The organism is Kosmotoga pacifica, assembly GCF_001027025.1.
Lineage (GTDB): Bacteria > Thermotogota > Thermotogae > Petrotogales > Kosmotogaceae > Kosmotoga_B > Kosmotoga_B pacifica.
In genome coordinates, this window is record NZ_CP011232.1 from 1,009,214 (window position 1) to 1,025,471 (window position 16,258).

Consider the following 16,258-nt stretch of genomic DNA (forward strand, 5'->3'; position numbering starts at 1 on the left):
ATTTTGTTGCGAGACGTTCATTGCCCCGACGCTCCGCTAAGGCTTCCGGGGCTTTTTTTATTTCAATACAAACTTTCCTTTCAAAGCTTTGTCGTCAGATGAATACCATGAAAACGCAGCAATTCCACTTTCAATTTCAGTTCCCATTAGTACACTCAACACAGCTCCGGCATCGATAAACAGTGAAAATAGATGGGAGTCCGGCATTCCTTGAGAAAGCTGTGTGAATAAAGGATTATCCGTTAGTGGTTTCATGTTTTGAAGCCAGCCATTTGTTTCGGCTCTATTAGCAAGACTGGAAACAAGATAACCATCTTCAACCCAAATATACATATTCTGGGTAGTTTTGGCAACGTTTCCTTCAACCGTGTATTCGATACCACCCTCTTTCATCAATGAGAGAAGGTCATCAAAACTTCCATCAAACCCAATTCTGCTGATCAGTTTTATCGGTTGCTGCGAAGTTATAGTAGCATTATTCTCAATGATATCTCCCTGTTGTAAATTCATAAGAGTATTTAAAAGCTGATCAACATCAAGATCCATATCTACCATGAGTTCTCCCGTAAGTCTGTGAGAGATTTTATCTAGAAACTCCTTTGACAGCGTGGGAATGGTTTCTGCGGGGATGGAAAGGCTCAGCTGATCCTTAAAAATACTTTCGATGTCAGCTAAAGAATTGGCTTTCAGCGAAAGAATTACGAAGGAAAACCTTGGAGAGGTTTCCATATCTTCTACAGAAACATTTTTGAAAAAAGCGCTAAGTTTTTCAGCGGCTTCCTCGGTCTTTGCAGTGAGTATACCCTCGCCTATCAAATAACCATTCTCAAAGCGTAAAACTCCCCTGTGAAGAAAATCTTCATTATCACCGACGAGATATAAAAAACCGCCTGGTAGTCCTTTTGTGAGTTCAAAAATTGGATAACCCTTCTTTACTCTGGAATATTCTTCAACGTTTCCTATATAGAGGTACTTTCCATCAGTGGCAATGTTAAACGTGACATTCTCTGGCAAAAATTGAGGTAGAACTGTTTCAATCGCTTTCTTTGCACTATCAGCCTCTTCAATAGGCCCCAGAATGAGAATGTCATTTGTCTCATTTCCCGAATTCCATCTTGCAGCAACGAGATTACCAGAGAGGGCATTGTAGATAGTTTGAGGGTCCTGACCATTGTTATAAGCAGCCATCTCGATATATTGAGCCACGATCTGTTCGAGTGCTAACTGGTTTAAGAGTACATCACCAAGAACGGTGCCCTTTAACTTTTCATAATTACCTTTCAGGTCCTCTACCAAAATAACGTTGGAGGCTATCGAAGGAATTTTAGCGACCAGATCCTCAATAGCGGCCAGGGCAGTTATTGTTAACATGAGAAACAAAAGAAAAACGAGACCTTTTTTCAAGAAGACCACCTCCATTTTCTCTCTCTTTCACTAAGACAGAGTTTATTCTATTCTTGTTCAGGAAGATTTTAACAGAAGAGATAAACACTTTCAAAGAAAGGGCCAATGAGAGGAGAATTTTGTGAAGAGTTAGCGTAAAATCGTAATATTCCACGATAACACTTTCAGTAGCCCGTTGACTAAAGATCCTTTTTGATTTAGCTTTGTAAAAGGGAGCAGTGAATATCCGGGAGGGATAAGAATGATAGAAAAAGAGCGGATAAAAAAGTTGAAATCTCAAGAAGAACAGTGGAAGGAAAAGGTTTTAATGCCCGTTTTAAAACGATTTCCTGAAAGAAAAGAACGTTTCGAAACATCCTTCGGCGCCGAAATCAAGCAGGTATACACACCTGTAGATATCCCGGAATTTGATTATATGAACCATCTAGGTTTTCCGGGCAGATATCCTTTCACGAGGGGTGTACAACCCACAATGTACCGCGGACGTTTCTGGACCATGAGGCAATATGCGGGATTTGGCACAGCGGAAGAATCCAACAAGAGGTATAAGTATCTTCTATCTCAGGGACAGACAGGACTATCAATAGCTTTTGATCTGCCAACTCAGATTGGTTACGACTCGGATGACCCGATGGCCGAAGGAGAGGTAGGAAAGGTAGGCGTGGCCATTGATTCTTTGGAGGACATGGAAATACTTTTCAATGAAATCCCACTGGATAAAGTGAGCACTTCAATGACCATAAATTCAACAGCAGCTATACTTCTAGCTATGTATATCGCCGTCGCCGAAAAGCAAGGAGTCCCAATGGAAATGTTGAAAGGTACCATTCAGAACGACATACTGAAGGAGTACATCGCGAGGGGCACTTACATCTTTCCGCCGGAACCTTCCATGAGGATAATAACCAACATCTTCGAATACTGTTCGAAATATCTACCAGAATTCAACACCATAAGCATCAGCGGTTACCATATAAGGGAGGCAGGGGCAGACGCTGTTCAAGAAGTGGCTTTTACATTGGCCGATGGAATAGCCTATGTTAAGGCAGCGATTGAAGCTGGACTTGACCCCAATGTTTTTGGGAAAAGGCTTTCATTTTTCTTCAACGCTCACAACAATTTCTTTGAAGAGATCGCGAAGTTCAGGGCAGCAAGGAGGCTCTGGGCAAAAATCATGAGAGAACGCTTCGGGGTGACGGATGATAAAGCCCTGAGGTTGAGATTCCACACTCAAACCGGAGGTTCGACACTCACAGCACAGCAACCGATGAACAACATTGTACGAGTTGCTTTCCAGGCTCTAGCAGCTGTTCTTGGAGGGACACAATCGTTGCATACGAACTCCTTCGATGAAGCACTGGGCCTACCAACGGAGGAATCAGTCACAATAGCACTTCGAACTCAGCAGATAATAGCCCATGAAACGGGTGTGGCCGATGTTGTTGATCCCCTTGGAGGTTCATACTACATTGAGTACCTCACCAACGAGATAGAGAAGCGGGCCGAGGAATACATAAAAAGGATCGATGAGTTCGGAGGTATGGTGCGAGCTATTGAAGAAGGCTATGTTCAGAAAGAGATACTGAACTCGGCTTACAAAACACAACTTGAAGTCGAGAACGGCGAAAAGATAATAGTGGGAGTAAACAAATTCACAACAGAAGCAAACAAACCCAAAGAGATCTTGAAGGTCGATCAAGAACTGGAAGAAAAGCAAAAAGCCAGACTGAAGAAGCTAAGGGAAAAGCGTGATAATCTCAGAGTGAAGAAAATGCTGGAACAACTCAGGAACGCCGCTGTTGATGATAAAGAAAATCTCTTACCTCATATCATCGAGTCGGTTAAGGCTTACGCCACCATCGGTGAAATTTCAGACGTTTTGAGGGAAGTCTTTGGGGAATATACAGAAGCAGTTATCCTATAAGAGGGAGTGAAAGAGATGGATAGAAAAATAAAGGTTCTAATAGCGAAACCCGGGCTCGATGGACACGATCGTGGTGCAAAAGTAGTGGCGATGGCCCTCAGAGACGCCGGGATGGAGGTAATCTACACTGGATTAAGGCAATCTCCTGAAGACATTGCTCGAGCGGCTTTACAGGAGGACGTTGACGTAGTTGGTCTCTCTATCCTCTCTGGCGCCCATATGAAACTCTGCCCAAAAGTACTCAAACTCATGAAAGAATATGGTATCAATGACAAGCCTGTCTTCGTTGGGGGAATAATTCCCGAAGACGATGCTCTGGAACTGAAGAAAACCGGTATTTTTGAAGTTTTCGGCCCTGGAACACCCCTCGAAAAGATAATAAAAAGTATAGAAAACGCGGTGAAAAAATGAAAGCCTCCCTTGAAAAGCTGAAAGCCGGAGACATAAGAGAAATCTCGAAAGCACTCACAGTTATTGAAAACTACCCTTCGGAAGGGAAAGAGCTTATTGAAGCCCTGAAGGAGAAGGAATATTTTGTCATAGGCCTTACGGGGAGTCCAGGTGCTGGAAAATCAACTTTGACTGACAGGATTGCCTCTATTTTTTCGAGCAAAGAAAAAGTAGCGATAATAGCCATTGACCCTTCAAGCCCCTTTACCGGAGGGGCTTTTCTCGGCGACAGAATCAGAATGAAGAAGGCAAGCAGGAATGAAAACATCTACATACGCTCCATGGCCAGCCGGGGAAAACTGGGCGGTTTGAGTCCATCCATATATGATGCTGTTGAACTCTTGGGGCGGTGTGGATTTAATAAAATAATCGTTGAAACTGTTGGAGCCGGGCAATCAGAGACCGATATCGCCAATCTTGCTGATATCGTTTTGCTGGTTCTTGCGCCGGGTATGGGGGATGAGATACAGATGCTAAAAGCCGGTATTATGGAAATAGGAGATATCTACATCGTAAATAAAATGGACATAGATGGCGCTTTGAGATTAAAAAGTAAGATCGAAGCGATTCTCGAATTTTCAAAACAACGAAAAGAAGTGGTGCTGACTGATGGTATCAAAGGCACTAATCTCGAACGGCTTACCCGGTTGATCGAAACAGAGCTGAAGTTTTTGAAAGAATCAGGTAAAATTGTGGAGAAGAGAAAGAGAAGAATGCGCTTCAAAAAACTGAACACTGTATTCGAAGAGTTAAAAGAACTTCCAGACGAAATCGTTGATAGGGTAATCAGAGAACTTAAAAAATGGCGGGAGGTCGGTAGCATTGAAGGCTGACAAGATTGACCATATTGGGATAGTCGTCAAGTCTATAGAAGAAAAACTTGATTTTTATCAGAAGTTTCTCGAACTCGAACTCGGTGGTGTTGAAGAATTACCGGAGAGAGGATTGAAAGTCGCCTTCTTAAAAGTTGGAGATACGCGTATAGAGCTCCTGGAACCAACAAAAGACGATAGTGAGATTTCTGGGTTTCTCGAGAAAAGAGGGGAAGGTATACATCACATCGCATATCATGTGGATAACATAATCGAAGCTATTGAAAAAGCTTCCATAATGGGATACCGTCCTCTGAGCAAAGAACCCTCAATAGGTGCCGGTGGGGTTAAGATCGCATTTCTACACCCCAAAACGACTGGTGGTATACTGGTAGAACTCGTTGAAGGCGACCACTGATGGAGGTGGGATTATGAAAGAGAATCTGAAAAAATATTATGAATTAGATAAAAAACTGTCCCTTGGAGGGGGCGAAGAAAGAATCAGAAAGCAGCATGAAGCAGGAAAACTGACAGCCAGAGAGAGGATAGAACAATTATGTGATCCGGGAACATTCGAAGAAATCGATAAATTCGTCAAGCACCGCTCCACATATTTTGGACTGGACAAAAAAGAGTTTCCCTGCGATGGGGTCGTAACGGGTATAGGTGAGATAAATGGCAGGAAAGTGGCAGTGTTTTCTCAAGACTTCACTGTCCAGGGCGGTTCTCTGGGTGAAATGCATGCTAAAAAGATAATGAAGCTCCAGGACATGGCGCTTAAGCTAGGAATTCCAATTGTCGGAATAAATGACTCCGGAGGTGCGAGAATACAGGAAGGCGTGGATTCCCTCTTTGGTTATGGTGGGATCTTTTACAGGAATACACTTGCCTCCGGTGTCGTTCCACAGATAACGGTGATCGCTGGTCCCTGCGCCGGTGGAGCTGTGTACTCGCCGGCGATTACCGATTTCATCGTTATGGTAGAGAATAACTCCCAGATGTTCATAACGGGTCCTCAGGTAATTAAAGCCGTCACTGGTGAGGATATAGACAAAGATGCCCTTGGTGGGGCTTTTGTTCACAACAGCAAGAGCGGTGTGGCTCATTTCATGGCCGATGACGATGCCTCGGCTATGAAACTTGTGAGGGATCTTCTTTCATATTTACCGCAGAACAACGCGGAGGAACCTCCTCTTGTTGATAGTGCCGAAGTCGCTGAAGTACCCAAGCTCAGAGAGTTTCTCCCGGACAATCCCAAGCAGGGATATGACGTTAGGGAAGTCATCAGGTATCTTGTGGATGCAGGGGAGTTCCTCGAGGTTCACGCTCATTACGCCAAAAATATTGTCACAGGCTTCGCGCGAATTGGTGGCAGATCTGTGGGTATCGTGGCGAATCAACCAGCTGTACTCGCTGGCGTTCTGGATATAAACGCTTCAGACAAAGCAGCGAGATTCATCAGGTTTCTGGACAGCTTCAACATTCCAATTATTACACTCGTGGACACCCCTGGCTTTTTGCCCGGTGTGTCTCAAGAACACGGTGGCATAATAAGGCATGGTGCCAAATTGCTTTACGCATACAGTGAAGCAACGGTTCCAAAAATCACCCTTATCTTAAGAAAAGCATATGGCGGTGCCTACATTGCCATGGGTAGTCAGCACCTTGGTACCGATATGGTCTTCGCCTGGCCCGATGCGGAAATAGCTGTTATGGGTCCCGAAGGTGCGGCTAATATCATTTTCAGAAAAGAAATTCAAAGCTCGCCGGAACCTGAAAAGACGAGGGCAGAAAAAATCAATGAATACAAAGACATGTTCGCCAATCCCTATGTGGCGGCTTCGAGAGGTTACATTGAGGAGGTTATCGATCCCGCTACCTCGAGACTCAAAATTTATCGTGCTCTTGAAATATTTCAAAACAAGGTTGAAGGCCGACCAAACAAAAAACATGGAAACATTCCCCTCTGATTCGGGGTGATGGCATGGGTGATATTCTATCAATTACGGTTACTGGCTTGCTAGTTGTTTTTTCTGTTCTGGGGATACTCTATATGGCATTTTCACTCTTTGGAGTCGTTCTTTCTTCCGAAAAGAAAAGGAAAGAACATGTTGAAACCTCGAGTAACCTCATCATAAAAGAAAAAAAATCCGAAGAGCTCGAAGAATCGGAGGTAATCGCCGCCATAAGCGCGGCGATATATGAAACTGTGGGTGGCATAAGCTTCAGGATAAAAAAAGTCACTCCGGTATCCGGAAAGAAATCTGGCTGGAAAAGCAGAACCCCTCAAATATACTGGAAACCGAGGAGGAATAGGACGTGTTGAAAAAATTCAAGGTAAAGGTAAACGGTAAGGAATACATAGTGGAGGTAGAAGAACTTCACGAAACTAAAACTGAAGCAATCTCGACACCGAAATCGCAGATGACTACAACGCCATCTTCGAAACCGGTAGCTGAAAAGACAGCTGTCGAAAAGGCAGAAAAAAAGGGCACCTCTCCAGCCGGCGGTTCGCTTGTAGCTCCCATGACTGGGATCATTCTGGAGGTCTTTGTGTCTCCGGGGGATCATGTCAATCAAGGAGACAAAGTGGTGATCATGGAAGCAATGAAAATGGAAAACAGCGTTCTGTCGGATAGAGATGGTATCGTCAAAGAAGTACTCATAAAAAAGGGTGATAATATAAACGCAGGCGATGTAATGATTACCTTTGAATGAAGAGAGAGCCTCAGCTCTCTCTTTTTTTGTTGGATATCGTGAAAGATACTGTGGTCCCCATGCCGTATTCGGAATTTATCTTTATCTTTCCTCCCAGGAGCTCCACCAGTTCTTTAGTAAGGAATAGTCCGAGACCTGTTCCAGAAGGATTCAGGTTGTAGTTGACAGGTTCTTCCACTTTTGTAAACCGATCAAAAATTCCCGCGAGAAATTCCTTCTTAATACCGATACCTGTATCCTTCACTTCAAAATAAACGCCTTCATTGTGAGGATAAATTGAAAGCCTGACTTTCCCCGTTGTTGTGAATTTGAAAGCGTTGTCAAGGAGGTTAACAAGCACCCTCTTCAATTTGATCGGGTCGGTGTAAAATTCGTGTGGGAGATCTCTTTCCTCTATTTCAAGCTTCACTCCTTTTCTGGTTGAGATATCTGCAAACTGATAGGCAACATCAGCTATTAGCTCGGACAGATCTATTTTTTCGATGTTGAGTTTTGATTTTTTTGCCTGTAGCTTCGATACTTCAAGAAGGTTGTTTATCAAGTCAAGCTGGTATTCAACTGCTTGGTGGATTGAAAGAAGCATCCTTTTCTGGTCAACCGTCGCGCTCGATTCAAGCATTTCCGCATAGCCCTTTATAATGGTAAGGGGACTCTTGAGCTCATGTACAATATTCGAGAAGAATTCCAGCTGTTCATCAAGCCGTTTTTTAAATTTATTATTCTCTTCTCTGAGTTGTTTTTCAATATCCAGAAGTTCCGTGACATCTAAAAATGCTATGTCCACGATCCTTTTGGTTTGATATTTTCCGGGATAAATGTAAATCAGAAATTCTTTCTGCTTTACCCTTGTTCTTAAATGGCAGATTTCCCCGGTATTGAGCGCTTTTGTGATACATTCGCGAAATTTCTCAGGCTTTTCAAGTTTCTTTTCGATATCATCGAAGTCGTTGACCCTGCTAAACAATTTAATTGCGAGCGGACTGCAGAAAACTTCCTGACCACTTTCCGTAAGTCTGACCAATGCTACGTTGGATATGTTGTTTGCGATGTTGTTATACAGTATTTCGAGTTCACTTCTTTTGCGTATTTCATCTTCAATTCTGAAAAGTATATAAGCAATAAATAAAGCAATCACTAGAAAGATATTGAGAACTAGTTGAACGGAAAACAGGAGGGGGATGAACTTGCCAGCAAGCGAAAAAGCGGTTGATATACCGGATAAGGTAATAATCAAACCAATAACAATTCCCGAACGCATGAACCCTCTGAATTTCCTGATCAGCGTAACACCAAAGAATATCATTATCGCACCAAGGATAAGCAGAGCCAGATATTGACCGTAAAAAATTCCCAGCAGTTCATACCCAGGCATTGTCTCAGGAGTGAAATAACCCAGTAAAGTCAACGGAAATATAGTAAAAAACGGCACGTAAGCGTAGATTTTTTTTATTCGCTCAGGATAGCGAGCATAAGACTTTGAAAGCATAATCAATGCAAAACCTTCTAGTGCCAGCATAACAGCATTTAAAAAAAGCCAGAAAAGAACGTTTTCTCCCTTTGAAAGGTAGAAGAGAATGATTCTATTCAGTGCGTAAACACTCCAGAAAATGTCCCAGGCCCAATGTTGGGTCCTTGATAGCCTGTTGAAAATTATAAAAGCAAAACACAGAGGAGTTATCAGGTAAATCTGTACAAGTTTGATAACCATCGCTGCTGAAAGCACAGAGGTAGTCGAGTCCATCTCTACACCCCTAATTCGTTTTTCAAGTGTTCAACAATCCTTATCGCCGCTTTTCCATTTCCAAAAGGATTTACAGCCTTTGCCATCTTCTGGTACTCTTCAGCAGAGCCCAGGAGTTTCAATGTTTCCTTCACGACTTTTTCCCTTTCTGTTCCTATGAGCTTCGCTGTACCAGCTTCTATGGCTTCGGGGCGTTCCGTCGTTTTTCGAAGAACAAGGGTGGGTTTTCCCAAGGCGGGAGCCTCTTCCTGAATACCTCCCGAGTCAGTGAGTATTAATTTGGCTCCTTCCATGAGGGAAACGAAGGGAAGATAATCGAGAGGATCGAGTAGAATAACCTGCTCGTGACCTTTTAACTCCTCATAGACTACCTTTCTCACGACTGGATTCAAGTGTACAGGAAATACAAGCTTGAGCCCAGGTTCTTCAGCGAGAATGTCTTTGACCGCTTTCATGACTTCCCGCATGGGAACTCCCCAGTTTTCCCGCCTGTGCATTGTCAGAAGTATGTATTTTCCTTCCTCAATTCCAAGAGTGTGCCTGAATTCGAGGACCTCTTTGCGCTTATTTTCGAGGGTCCACAGGAGTGCATCAATAACGGTGTTCCCCGTCACGATTATCCTTTCTTTTTCGATACCTTCCCTGAGAAGGTTTTCCATCGCCTTATCTGTGGGTGCATAGTGAAAAGTAGCGATGGTACCCGTCAACCTGCGGTTCGCTTCTTCAGGAAAGGGGTTGTATATATCCATGGTCCTCAATCCGGCTTCCACATGACCAACGGGAACTTTGTGATAAAAGGATATTAAGCTCCCCATAAAAGTGGAAGTAGTATCCCCCTGGACGAGGGCGAAATCAAAAGTCTCACTACTAAAAACTTCATCAAGGGCTGAAGCGAGTCTTGAGGTAAGCCCGGAAAGGCTCTGACGGTTTTTCATGATATCCAGATCATAATCGGGGGTTATTCTGAAAAGTTCGAGAACTTGATCGAGCATTTCTCTATGCTGGGCGGTAGCTATCACCACGGGTTTCAGGTTAGATCGTTTAAGAGCAATATAGATGGGAGCCATCTTTATTGCTTCTGGTCTCGTGCCAAAGATCAGCGCTATCTTTTTCAATAGTGCAACCTCCTATCATGTTAAATACCGTTTACCGTTGTCCATCAAAAAAACGAGGAGCCGAGAAAGTGAGAATCGTTGTTGGTTGTCGGTTGTGGGTTGTAGGTGTCAACTAACCCACAACGGTTCTTACAGCCTCAGACTCTTCAAGCATTAAGTCATCAACATCGTTTTTCCATACTTCGTTCTCTCATCTTCTCAGCGTTTATATTTTAACAAAATTTTCTTAGTATTAGACGCGAAATTTTCTCGAAGGGAGCTATTTTGTGTTATCTTTTTAGCATGAAAAACAATGAAATCAAACTGAAAATAAGGGAACTCGCCCTTGAGCATTTTGGTCTATTCTTCGATATACCTGTAGTTATAAATCCAAGGCTTAAAAGAACTCTCGGAAGGATCATCTATCGAAAGACTAAGGAAGGTTGCTTCCCATGTTCCATGGAACTCTCCCCTTCTATCTTAAATGACCCGCTTTTACTGGAAAAGACCATTCTGCATGAGCTTTCGCACTGGTATCTCATGGTAACGAATCAGGACTTCCATCATCGTTCAAAAGAATTCAAAACGCTTTCCAGAAAACTGGGATTTGATACCCATGAACCCTGAAGATTATTGACTCACATACAGCGATGATGATATACTAATTTATACCATAATCCATCTCCACACGTGGGTTGATGTTATGTTGAACAACAAAAAGCCTGTTAAAGCTATTGTTTATTTTGATCAAAAGGGATTTTATCCTATCAGATTCAGTTATGATGGTATAAAAATTTATATCTATACTATCACATACCTCTGGAGGGAAGATAGGGGTAACAGGAGGATATACCGATTTTCCGTCATCAGCTCAGAGGGACCCTATGTACTGGAATATCACGATGATTTGAAAAAGTGGTATTGTTCTAGACCCAGGGGGTGGTAATGTGCTGGATTATGTGGCACATGTGGACATGGACGCTTTCTTCGCAAATATCGAACAGGCTTCTAACCCCTATCTTCGTGGAAAGCCCATCATCGTCACCGGAAGAGGGTTGAGGCATTCGGTAGTAACAACAGCGAGTTATGAAGCAAAGGGAAAAGGGGTGCGTTCTGGAATGCCAGCCCATGAAGCTTTGAAACTCTGTCCCGAAGCCATTCTAGTAGAAGCAGACAGCAAGAAATATGAATACGTCTCAAAGGAAGTTATGAAGCTCCTCGGAGTTGTTTCGCCAAGGATTCTGGTTACAAGCATAGATGAAGCCTATGTTGACCTCTCTCATTTCACCAACTTCAAAGAAGCCCTCTCCTCTCTGAAATCATTCAAATCAAGGTTAATGATGGAATTTGGATTAACAGCATCCATAGGAGTGGCGCCAAACCCTATACTGGCAAAAATTGGAAGTGACTTCAAAAAGCCCGATGGCTTTGTCGTGATCTATCGGGGAGCGGAAAAGAAATTCTTAAAAAATGTCAGATTGGAAGATATTCCCGGGATTGGACCTCATACATTAATAAAATTGGCCAGTTATGGATTTGAATATGCTTACGAACTACTCAGGGCCAGCGAATTTTTTCTTTATACCAACTTCGGCAATACCCTTGTCGGCCTCGTTAAATCTCTCGTTGCTGATAATTTTTCACGTGATGAGTTTTTCAGATATTCAGCTCCGAAGTCAATAGGTCATTCAATGACATTTTCACGAGATGTATACGAAGAAGAGCTGTTGAAGAGAATCTCAAGTTTCCTTGGAGCAAAGGTGATTTACAGAATGAGAAAGAAGGGTTATGAAGCAGCGGGAGTAAGTATGTTTTTAAAGTATGCCGATTTCAGTGTTGTCAGGACTTCCAGGAGATTGAATTTCCCTGTTTCCAGCATCAACATGATGAATCGGATCGTCCACTGGTTAACGAAAGAACTCTGGAGTGGCGAACCTGTAAGGGCCATTGGAGTATCGTGTAACAGATTAAGAGCTTCCAGCGCCTTCACCAGACAGCTTAGTCTTCTAAACACTGAAAAAGACATGTCAGAAGTTTCTCTAAAACCGGAAGAGTTGTTCGACAAATATTCTTTGTTTCCAGCTTCGATTCTCGCTGTTTCAGGTCTTTGAATTCTTCAGAATACTCTTGAGCTCAACTACCAGAGCCTCTGCCGTCGCGAGGTTGGTGGCTAAAGGGATGTTGAGGACATCACAAACCCTCATGAGGGCTGAGATGTCTGGTTCATGGGGTTGTGCCGTGAGGGGATCCCTGAGAAAGATAACAAAGTCCATCCTACCTTCAACAAGCATTGAGCCTATCTGGATATCTCCACCGAGGGGTCCAGAATGCACGGTGTTCACGATCAATTTCAGTTTTTCACTTAAAAATTTACCCGTGGTGCCCGTGGCGTAGAGTTCACAGGCTTTGAAAGTTTCTAGATTCTCTTTGACAAACATGATCAGATCAATTTTCTTTTTATCGTGAGCTATAAGGGCTACTTTCGGTTTTTCCATAATTCACCTCTCCTGTTTTCATGATTATCAAAAAGGAGGAATCGATGAAAACTTACAACCTTATTATACTCTACGGACAAGTGGTAGCATTTTCCCCGAACAGAGAAAAAGCATTTTTTACACTCAGGTTTTCTGAAAATGGAGGGCAGGAGATAAAGGTCATTTTTACTGAAAACTTTAAAAAATCACTGCCCGAGGTCTATAAGGGGAGTTTTGTATTAGTCGAAGGTTCGATTCATATCAGAAAAACAGGGCCATACCTTCTTGCGAAGAACTATCTGGTGACGAGCAGACCTTACGACCGCGATCTTGGCATAGAATTGCCCAGGTTGCTCTATGGTAATGTTCGAAAGACATCTGAAGAGGTTGAACCCTTCTCAATTGTCAAAAGAATGAGGTTCAGAGAGCGTTAGGGATTCAATATACTTTCTTTATATTGAACAAATATAGGAAACCATCTTTTGTTGAATAAATCTTACCTGTCAGATTGAATTCTTCCATGAGTTTTCTGTTGGATAAAAGGGGCATGTTACCTCTTAGCCTCACATCATATGATTCGCCCCTGTCTTCATACTCTATCCTGTAACTGTATTTTGTCTGTTCATCCAGTTCCTTTATATCTGAAGGGAGGATGGAATTCAAATAATAAAATCCCTTGATGGAGAACTCCAATCTTGAGAGTTCTTTCAATATCTCTCTACTTTGCTTAAGTTCTTCCTCCTTCTGCGATTGGATAGCGAAAAACGATCTCAGCAGCGGCTCAAAAACAATTTGAAATAACAATAGACCAGCTATAATCGCGAGAAGAATCGAGATTATCAATAAATAAATTTCCACTTTTCTCTGGAATTTCAAATTCACCACCCCGGATCAATTATATCAGGAGATAAAAAAATGGGGCCTTTACAGGCCCGTTAAACTCTCCGTGGGGAAAAGGGGGGGTGTTGCATGTCTATGCGGTTCTCTCGTGCTTTAGTCTCTTGCTGCCCTTACCGGGGTTAAAGATTTATAGGTATGCCGTTCTTGATGACCAAAAGTCTTATCTTTTCGATCTCTTCCTGAATGCTCCTGACACTAACACCATTACCCTTCTTTTTCATATCCATCCCTCCGACTCCAGTTATCCCTGACAAAATTATAATAACATCATGTTCGATGTTTGTCAAACCTATCGTGTTAACAATCGATGACGGTCTAACATATAAATTGTAAACCAATGAATGGGAGATTTTTTAAGAATAGAAAAGATAATCAGAAAATCCACAAAAAACTCTCTAAAAATCCGATGTATTTGAGTATATGTGTCAATAACCAGGGAAATCGAGCCGTTAAAGAAGCTTATAAAGGTGTTGAATCGATATAAAAATGATATAATTTGATATATATCGAACCGGAGGCGATTATGACTCTAAGATTGGTGTGGATCGAACTGGGTGAACTTATAACACTATCAAAATTGGTTCAACAAAGTGATAAGAAGAATCTGACCGATCTTTCCAGCGAGATTAAAGAAAAGATCGAAACATTCGTTCGTATAGTGACCAATACCGGCGCATGGGACACGCGAACACTGATTTCGGCGCTTTCTGAACTTGGCGAAGATTTCATGGTGTTTTCTGGAGGAGATTTAAAAGATGGGGCCTTCATCACTCTGGAAGAGACCTTAGAAAATCTTAATAAGTTCGAAGAACATGTCCCAAAGTTTTTTTCTTCCGTTATCAACAGGCATTTTGGCGATCAACAACAACTCGTTAAGCCTTCCTTTTCGAGAGATAAACTTCTGGATTTTCTCCAAAGTCAAAAAGTCCTCTCAAGGTTCTCGACTTGGTTCCTCACACAACTCCTGATATTCCCAGAACACACAAAAGAAATTTTCAAAGAGACCCTCAGGGAGCTGTTGAACATGTACACTGAAAGTGGTCTCAGAACTGTTGTTACTTTCACTGCGCATGATACGATGAAGAAACTGAAAAGAAACCACCTCGAATCTGCTTTGATCGAATATCTAAAGAGTTCATCAAAAGAGCCAATCAGCAGTCATATTATCCTCTCCATCCAACATCTGCTTCCAGGCTTCGTATCCGCGCCTGTAAAGCTTGAGGAAGGAACGCTCTTTCTTGCAGGTGATATTCAAAAAAGTTTCGAGCTATCTGAACTCAGTCTTGAAACCGATCTGCTAAAAAATTTTCTGAAGAACCTGTCTGATCAAACCCGATTCTGCATACTCAAAGCCCTCTCAGGTAAGCCAATGTATGTTGCTCAACTTGCAAGTCATTGTGGGCTTTCAAAGGCGACCATTTCTCACCATCTCACAGCCCTGGGAAGACTCGGAATACTGGAGAAAAAGAACGATGGAAAGAAAGTCTATTACTCCCTCAACAGGGATAACCTAAGGAGGATAATAAAGAATATCGAGCGAGTTTTCTCAAAAGAAGGTGAGAAAGAATGGAAATAGTAGCCGGATATTTCGAGATATACGACTTGATGATGGCCATTTACTTCGCATTTCATTCCGAACCCGTTAGAAAATCGTTGAAATCCCTTGGAGTTGACTTCAATCCATCACCAGAGCTGCTGGCCTTTCGGGATGCGGTGATGAAAGAACTTGATTGGTCGACCCGCATTTATACCGCCTTCATGAATGAATTTGGGGTAATATCCCCCATTCTCTTCCCGGTGAAACACAAGATGGTGGATGGTACAGCGGTAAAGATAGAAGAATCCATCGAACTATCCCCTGAGTTAATGGAGAAAATCAGAGACCGTTTCATTACCGTACTCGCCGTCAGGAGACTGAATATGGAAAGCCGGGAACTGAAAAAGCTCCTGGCAAATTCCCCATTCACCGTTACTGAGAAAATCGATGAGATTGAAGGAATAAGTGCAGATTCAAAGTGGTTTGCCAATCAACTCCTTCTCTTTCCGGCGAAAGCGATGGAATTTCTCGCCTCGAATACCAGAAAAATCCTGAAGATTTATGAAAAGACTGGGTTGAGAGAGAAAAATCTTCGGACGTTGAAAAACTTTTTCGCTTCTACCAGCTCAGAGCTGATTAAAAACTCCATAGTGAATTATCTTGATTATTATGACCTGCTTCCAGACAGCTCGCGTCCACTCTATGTAACACTTCAAAACTCTGTACCAAGGAGCAATTCAGGATTGATGAGTTATCCAACCTTTCATTTGCTTATAATGGGTGTTGAGGAAATAACAAAAGATTTCATCAACAAGATCCCTCAGGAATACAGATTAAGCAATTTGCTCAAAGCTATCGGTGATAGCACCAGGTTCGAGATTCTGAGATACCTTTCTAGAAATCCCGCTACACAAAAGGACCTCGCAGATTTCACCGGTCTGAATAAATCTACCATATCCTACCATATCAATCTGCTCTTCAAGGCTTCTCTCATCGACATAGACGTGTTCAACAACATAATCTCTCTGAGAATGGAAACGATAAAAAAGCTTACGAAAACATTGAATGAAGCTTTCGAATTGTAATAATGACTGCATAATCAAACAAGCATAAAAGATATAGGCAAGAATCTCTGCCTTAATTCGCCGATAACCTCCTCTGTTTAACGTTGAAAAATACGATTGTTGAACGCAAAATTTTAATG

17 protein-coding genes are annotated in these 16,258 nt (G+C 42.4%); 12 read left to right on the plus strand and 5 right to left on the minus strand.

From position 1 onward, the window contains the following. Positions 1–57: 57 nt before the first annotated feature. Positions 58–1,404: a hypothetical protein gene (locus tag IX53_RS04665; RefSeq protein WP_047754355.1), complete on the minus strand. Its 1,347-nt coding sequence runs from the start codon at positions 1,402–1,404 to the stop codon at positions 58–60. A gap of 241 nt (positions 1,405–1,645) precedes the next feature. Between IX53_RS04665 and IX53_RS04670 the strand changes: the two genes are divergently transcribed. From IX53_RS04670 to IX53_RS04700, 7 genes are read left to right on the plus strand one after another with little or no spacing between them, the layout of a single operon-like run. Beyond that, positions 1,646–3,328, plus strand: a complete 1,683-nt coding sequence (locus IX53_RS04670; RefSeq protein WP_047754356.1) for an acyl-CoA mutase large subunit family protein — start codon at positions 1,646–1,648, stop codon at positions 3,326–3,328. A gap of 15 nt (positions 3,329–3,343) precedes the next feature. Beyond that, the gene (locus tag IX53_RS04675) at positions 3,344–3,739 is read left to right on the plus strand and encodes a cobalamin B12-binding domain-containing protein (RefSeq protein ID WP_047754357.1); all 396 of its coding nucleotides are present in this window, start codon (positions 3,344–3,346) and stop codon (positions 3,737–3,739) included. Next, entirely contained in the window at positions 3,736–4,611 is an 876-nt protein-coding gene (gene meaB / locus IX53_RS04680) for a methylmalonyl Co-A mutase-associated GTPase MeaB (RefSeq protein ID WP_047754358.1), read from the plus strand. The genes IX53_RS04675 and meaB overlap by 4 nt, the downstream gene beginning before the upstream one ends. Beyond that, positions 4,601–5,008 (plus strand): methylmalonyl-CoA epimerase, encoded by a 408-nt coding sequence (gene mce, locus IX53_RS04685; RefSeq protein WP_047754359.1) that lies wholly within the window; start codon positions 4,601–4,603, stop codon positions 5,006–5,008. Before meaB ends, mce begins: the two co-directional genes overlap by 11 nt. 13 nt (positions 5,009–5,021) lie before the next feature. Beyond that, positions 5,022–6,560: an acyl-CoA carboxylase subunit beta gene (locus IX53_RS04690; protein WP_047754360.1), complete on the plus strand. Its 1,539-nt coding sequence runs from the start codon at positions 5,022–5,024 to the stop codon at positions 6,558–6,560. Positions 6,561–6,574: 14 nt separating this feature from the next. Then, complete coding sequence (locus tag IX53_RS04695) at positions 6,575–6,916, plus strand: OadG family protein (protein WP_047754361.1); 342 nt, start codon at positions 6,575–6,577, stop codon at positions 6,914–6,916. Continuing rightward, positions 6,910–7,308, plus strand: coding sequence for a biotin/lipoyl-containing protein (locus IX53_RS04700; protein WP_047754362.1), 399 nt, complete (start codon positions 6,910–6,912; stop codon positions 7,306–7,308). Before IX53_RS04695 ends, IX53_RS04700 begins: the two co-directional genes overlap by 7 nt. 10 nt (positions 7,309–7,318) lie before the next feature. Here the strand turns inward: IX53_RS04700 and IX53_RS04705 are convergent, their stop codons facing one another. Then, positions 7,319–9,049 (minus strand): sensor histidine kinase, encoded by a 1,731-nt coding sequence (locus IX53_RS04705; protein ID WP_047754363.1) that lies wholly within the window; start codon positions 9,047–9,049, stop codon positions 7,319–7,321. A 2-nt stretch (positions 9,050–9,051) separates the two neighbouring features. Continuing rightward, positions 9,052–10,164 carry a non-hydrolyzing UDP-N-acetylglucosamine 2-epimerase gene (gene wecB / locus IX53_RS04710; protein ID WP_156173103.1) on the minus strand — a complete coding sequence of 371 codons (1,113 nt, stop codon included), beginning with the start codon at positions 10,162–10,164 and terminating at the stop codon, positions 9,052–9,054. 282 nt (positions 10,165–10,446) lie between these two features. On the opposite strand from wecB, the gene IX53_RS04715 reads away from it, so the two are divergent. Together IX53_RS04715 and IX53_RS04725 are read left to right on the plus strand one after the other, a co-directional pair. After that, entirely contained in the window at positions 10,447–10,770 is a 324-nt protein-coding gene (locus IX53_RS04715; protein ID WP_156173104.1) for a SprT-like domain-containing protein, read from the plus strand. A gap of 320 nt (positions 10,771–11,090) precedes the next feature. After that, on the plus strand, positions 11,091–12,254 hold the full coding sequence (locus IX53_RS04725; protein WP_047754365.1) for a DNA polymerase Y family protein: 1,164 nt from the start codon (positions 11,091–11,093) through the stop codon (positions 12,252–12,254). Here IX53_RS04725 and IX53_RS04730 read toward each other — a convergent pair. Further along, entirely contained in the window at positions 12,243–12,638 is a 396-nt protein-coding gene (locus IX53_RS04730; protein WP_179944403.1) for a methylglyoxal synthase, read from the minus strand. The two genes, IX53_RS04725 and IX53_RS04730, sit on opposite strands and share 12 nt — an antisense overlap. A 44-nt stretch (positions 12,639–12,682) precedes the next feature. On the opposite strand from IX53_RS04730, the gene IX53_RS10520 reads away from it, so the two are divergent. After that, positions 12,683–13,051, plus strand: a complete 369-nt coding sequence (locus IX53_RS10520; RefSeq protein ID WP_053001188.1) for a hypothetical protein — start codon at positions 12,683–12,685, stop codon at positions 13,049–13,051. Between the two features lie 4 nt (positions 13,052–13,055). On the opposite strand, the gene IX53_RS04740 is transcribed toward IX53_RS10520, so the two are convergent. Continuing rightward, positions 13,056–13,499 (minus strand): hypothetical protein, encoded by a 444-nt coding sequence (locus IX53_RS04740; RefSeq protein WP_156173105.1) that lies wholly within the window; start codon positions 13,497–13,499, stop codon positions 13,056–13,058. Positions 13,500–14,040: 541 nt separating this feature from the next. Here IX53_RS04740 and IX53_RS04745 point away from each other — a divergent pair. Continuing rightward, positions 14,041–15,093, plus strand: coding sequence for an ArsR/SmtB family transcription factor (locus tag IX53_RS04745; protein ID WP_047754368.1), 1,053 nt, complete (start codon positions 14,041–14,043; stop codon positions 15,091–15,093). Next, positions 15,084–16,139 (plus strand): ArsR/SmtB family transcription factor, encoded by a 1,056-nt coding sequence (locus tag IX53_RS04750; protein ID WP_047754369.1) that lies wholly within the window; start codon positions 15,084–15,086, stop codon positions 16,137–16,139. Before IX53_RS04745 ends, IX53_RS04750 begins: the two co-directional genes overlap by 10 nt. Positions 16,140–16,258 lie beyond the last annotated feature (119 nt).

Bases quoted from the DNA above. Each gene is read 5' to 3' on its own strand.
- IX53_RS04670 (WP_047754356.1), top strand. From the start codon at position 1,646: ATGATAGAAAAAGAGCGGATAAAAAAGTTGAAATCTCAAGAAGAACAG.
- IX53_RS04675 (WP_047754357.1), top strand. From the start codon at position 3,344: ATGGATAGAAAAATAAAGGTTCTAATAGCGAAACCCGGGCTCGATGGA.
- meaB (WP_047754358.1), top strand. From the start codon at position 3,736: ATGAAAGCCTCCCTTGAAAAGCTGAAAGCCGGAGACATAAGAGAAATC.
- IX53_RS04690 (WP_047754360.1), top strand. From the start codon at position 5,022: ATGAAAGAGAATCTGAAAAAATATTATGAATTAGATAAAAAACTGTCC.
- IX53_RS04695 (WP_047754361.1), top strand. From the start codon at position 6,575: ATGGGTGATATTCTATCAATTACGGTTACTGGCTTGCTAGTTGTTTTT.
- IX53_RS04705 (WP_047754363.1), bottom strand. From the start codon at position 9,049: ATGGACTCGACTACCTCTGTGCTTTCAGCAGCGATGGTTATCAAACTT.
- IX53_RS04715 (WP_156173104.1), top strand. From the start codon at position 10,447: ATGAAAAACAATGAAATCAAACTGAAAATAAGGGAACTCGCCCTTGAG.
- IX53_RS04730 (WP_179944403.1), bottom strand. From the start codon at position 12,638: ATGGAAAAACCGAAAGTAGCCCTTATAGCTCACGATAAAAAGAAAATT.
- IX53_RS10520 (WP_053001188.1), top strand. From the start codon at position 12,683: ATGAAAACTTACAACCTTATTATACTCTACGGACAAGTGGTAGCATTT.
- IX53_RS04745 (WP_047754368.1), top strand. From the start codon at position 14,041: ATGACTCTAAGATTGGTGTGGATCGAACTGGGTGAACTTATAACACTA.
- IX53_RS04750 (WP_047754369.1), top strand. From the start codon at position 15,084: ATGGAAATAGTAGCCGGATATTTCGAGATATACGACTTGATGATGGCC.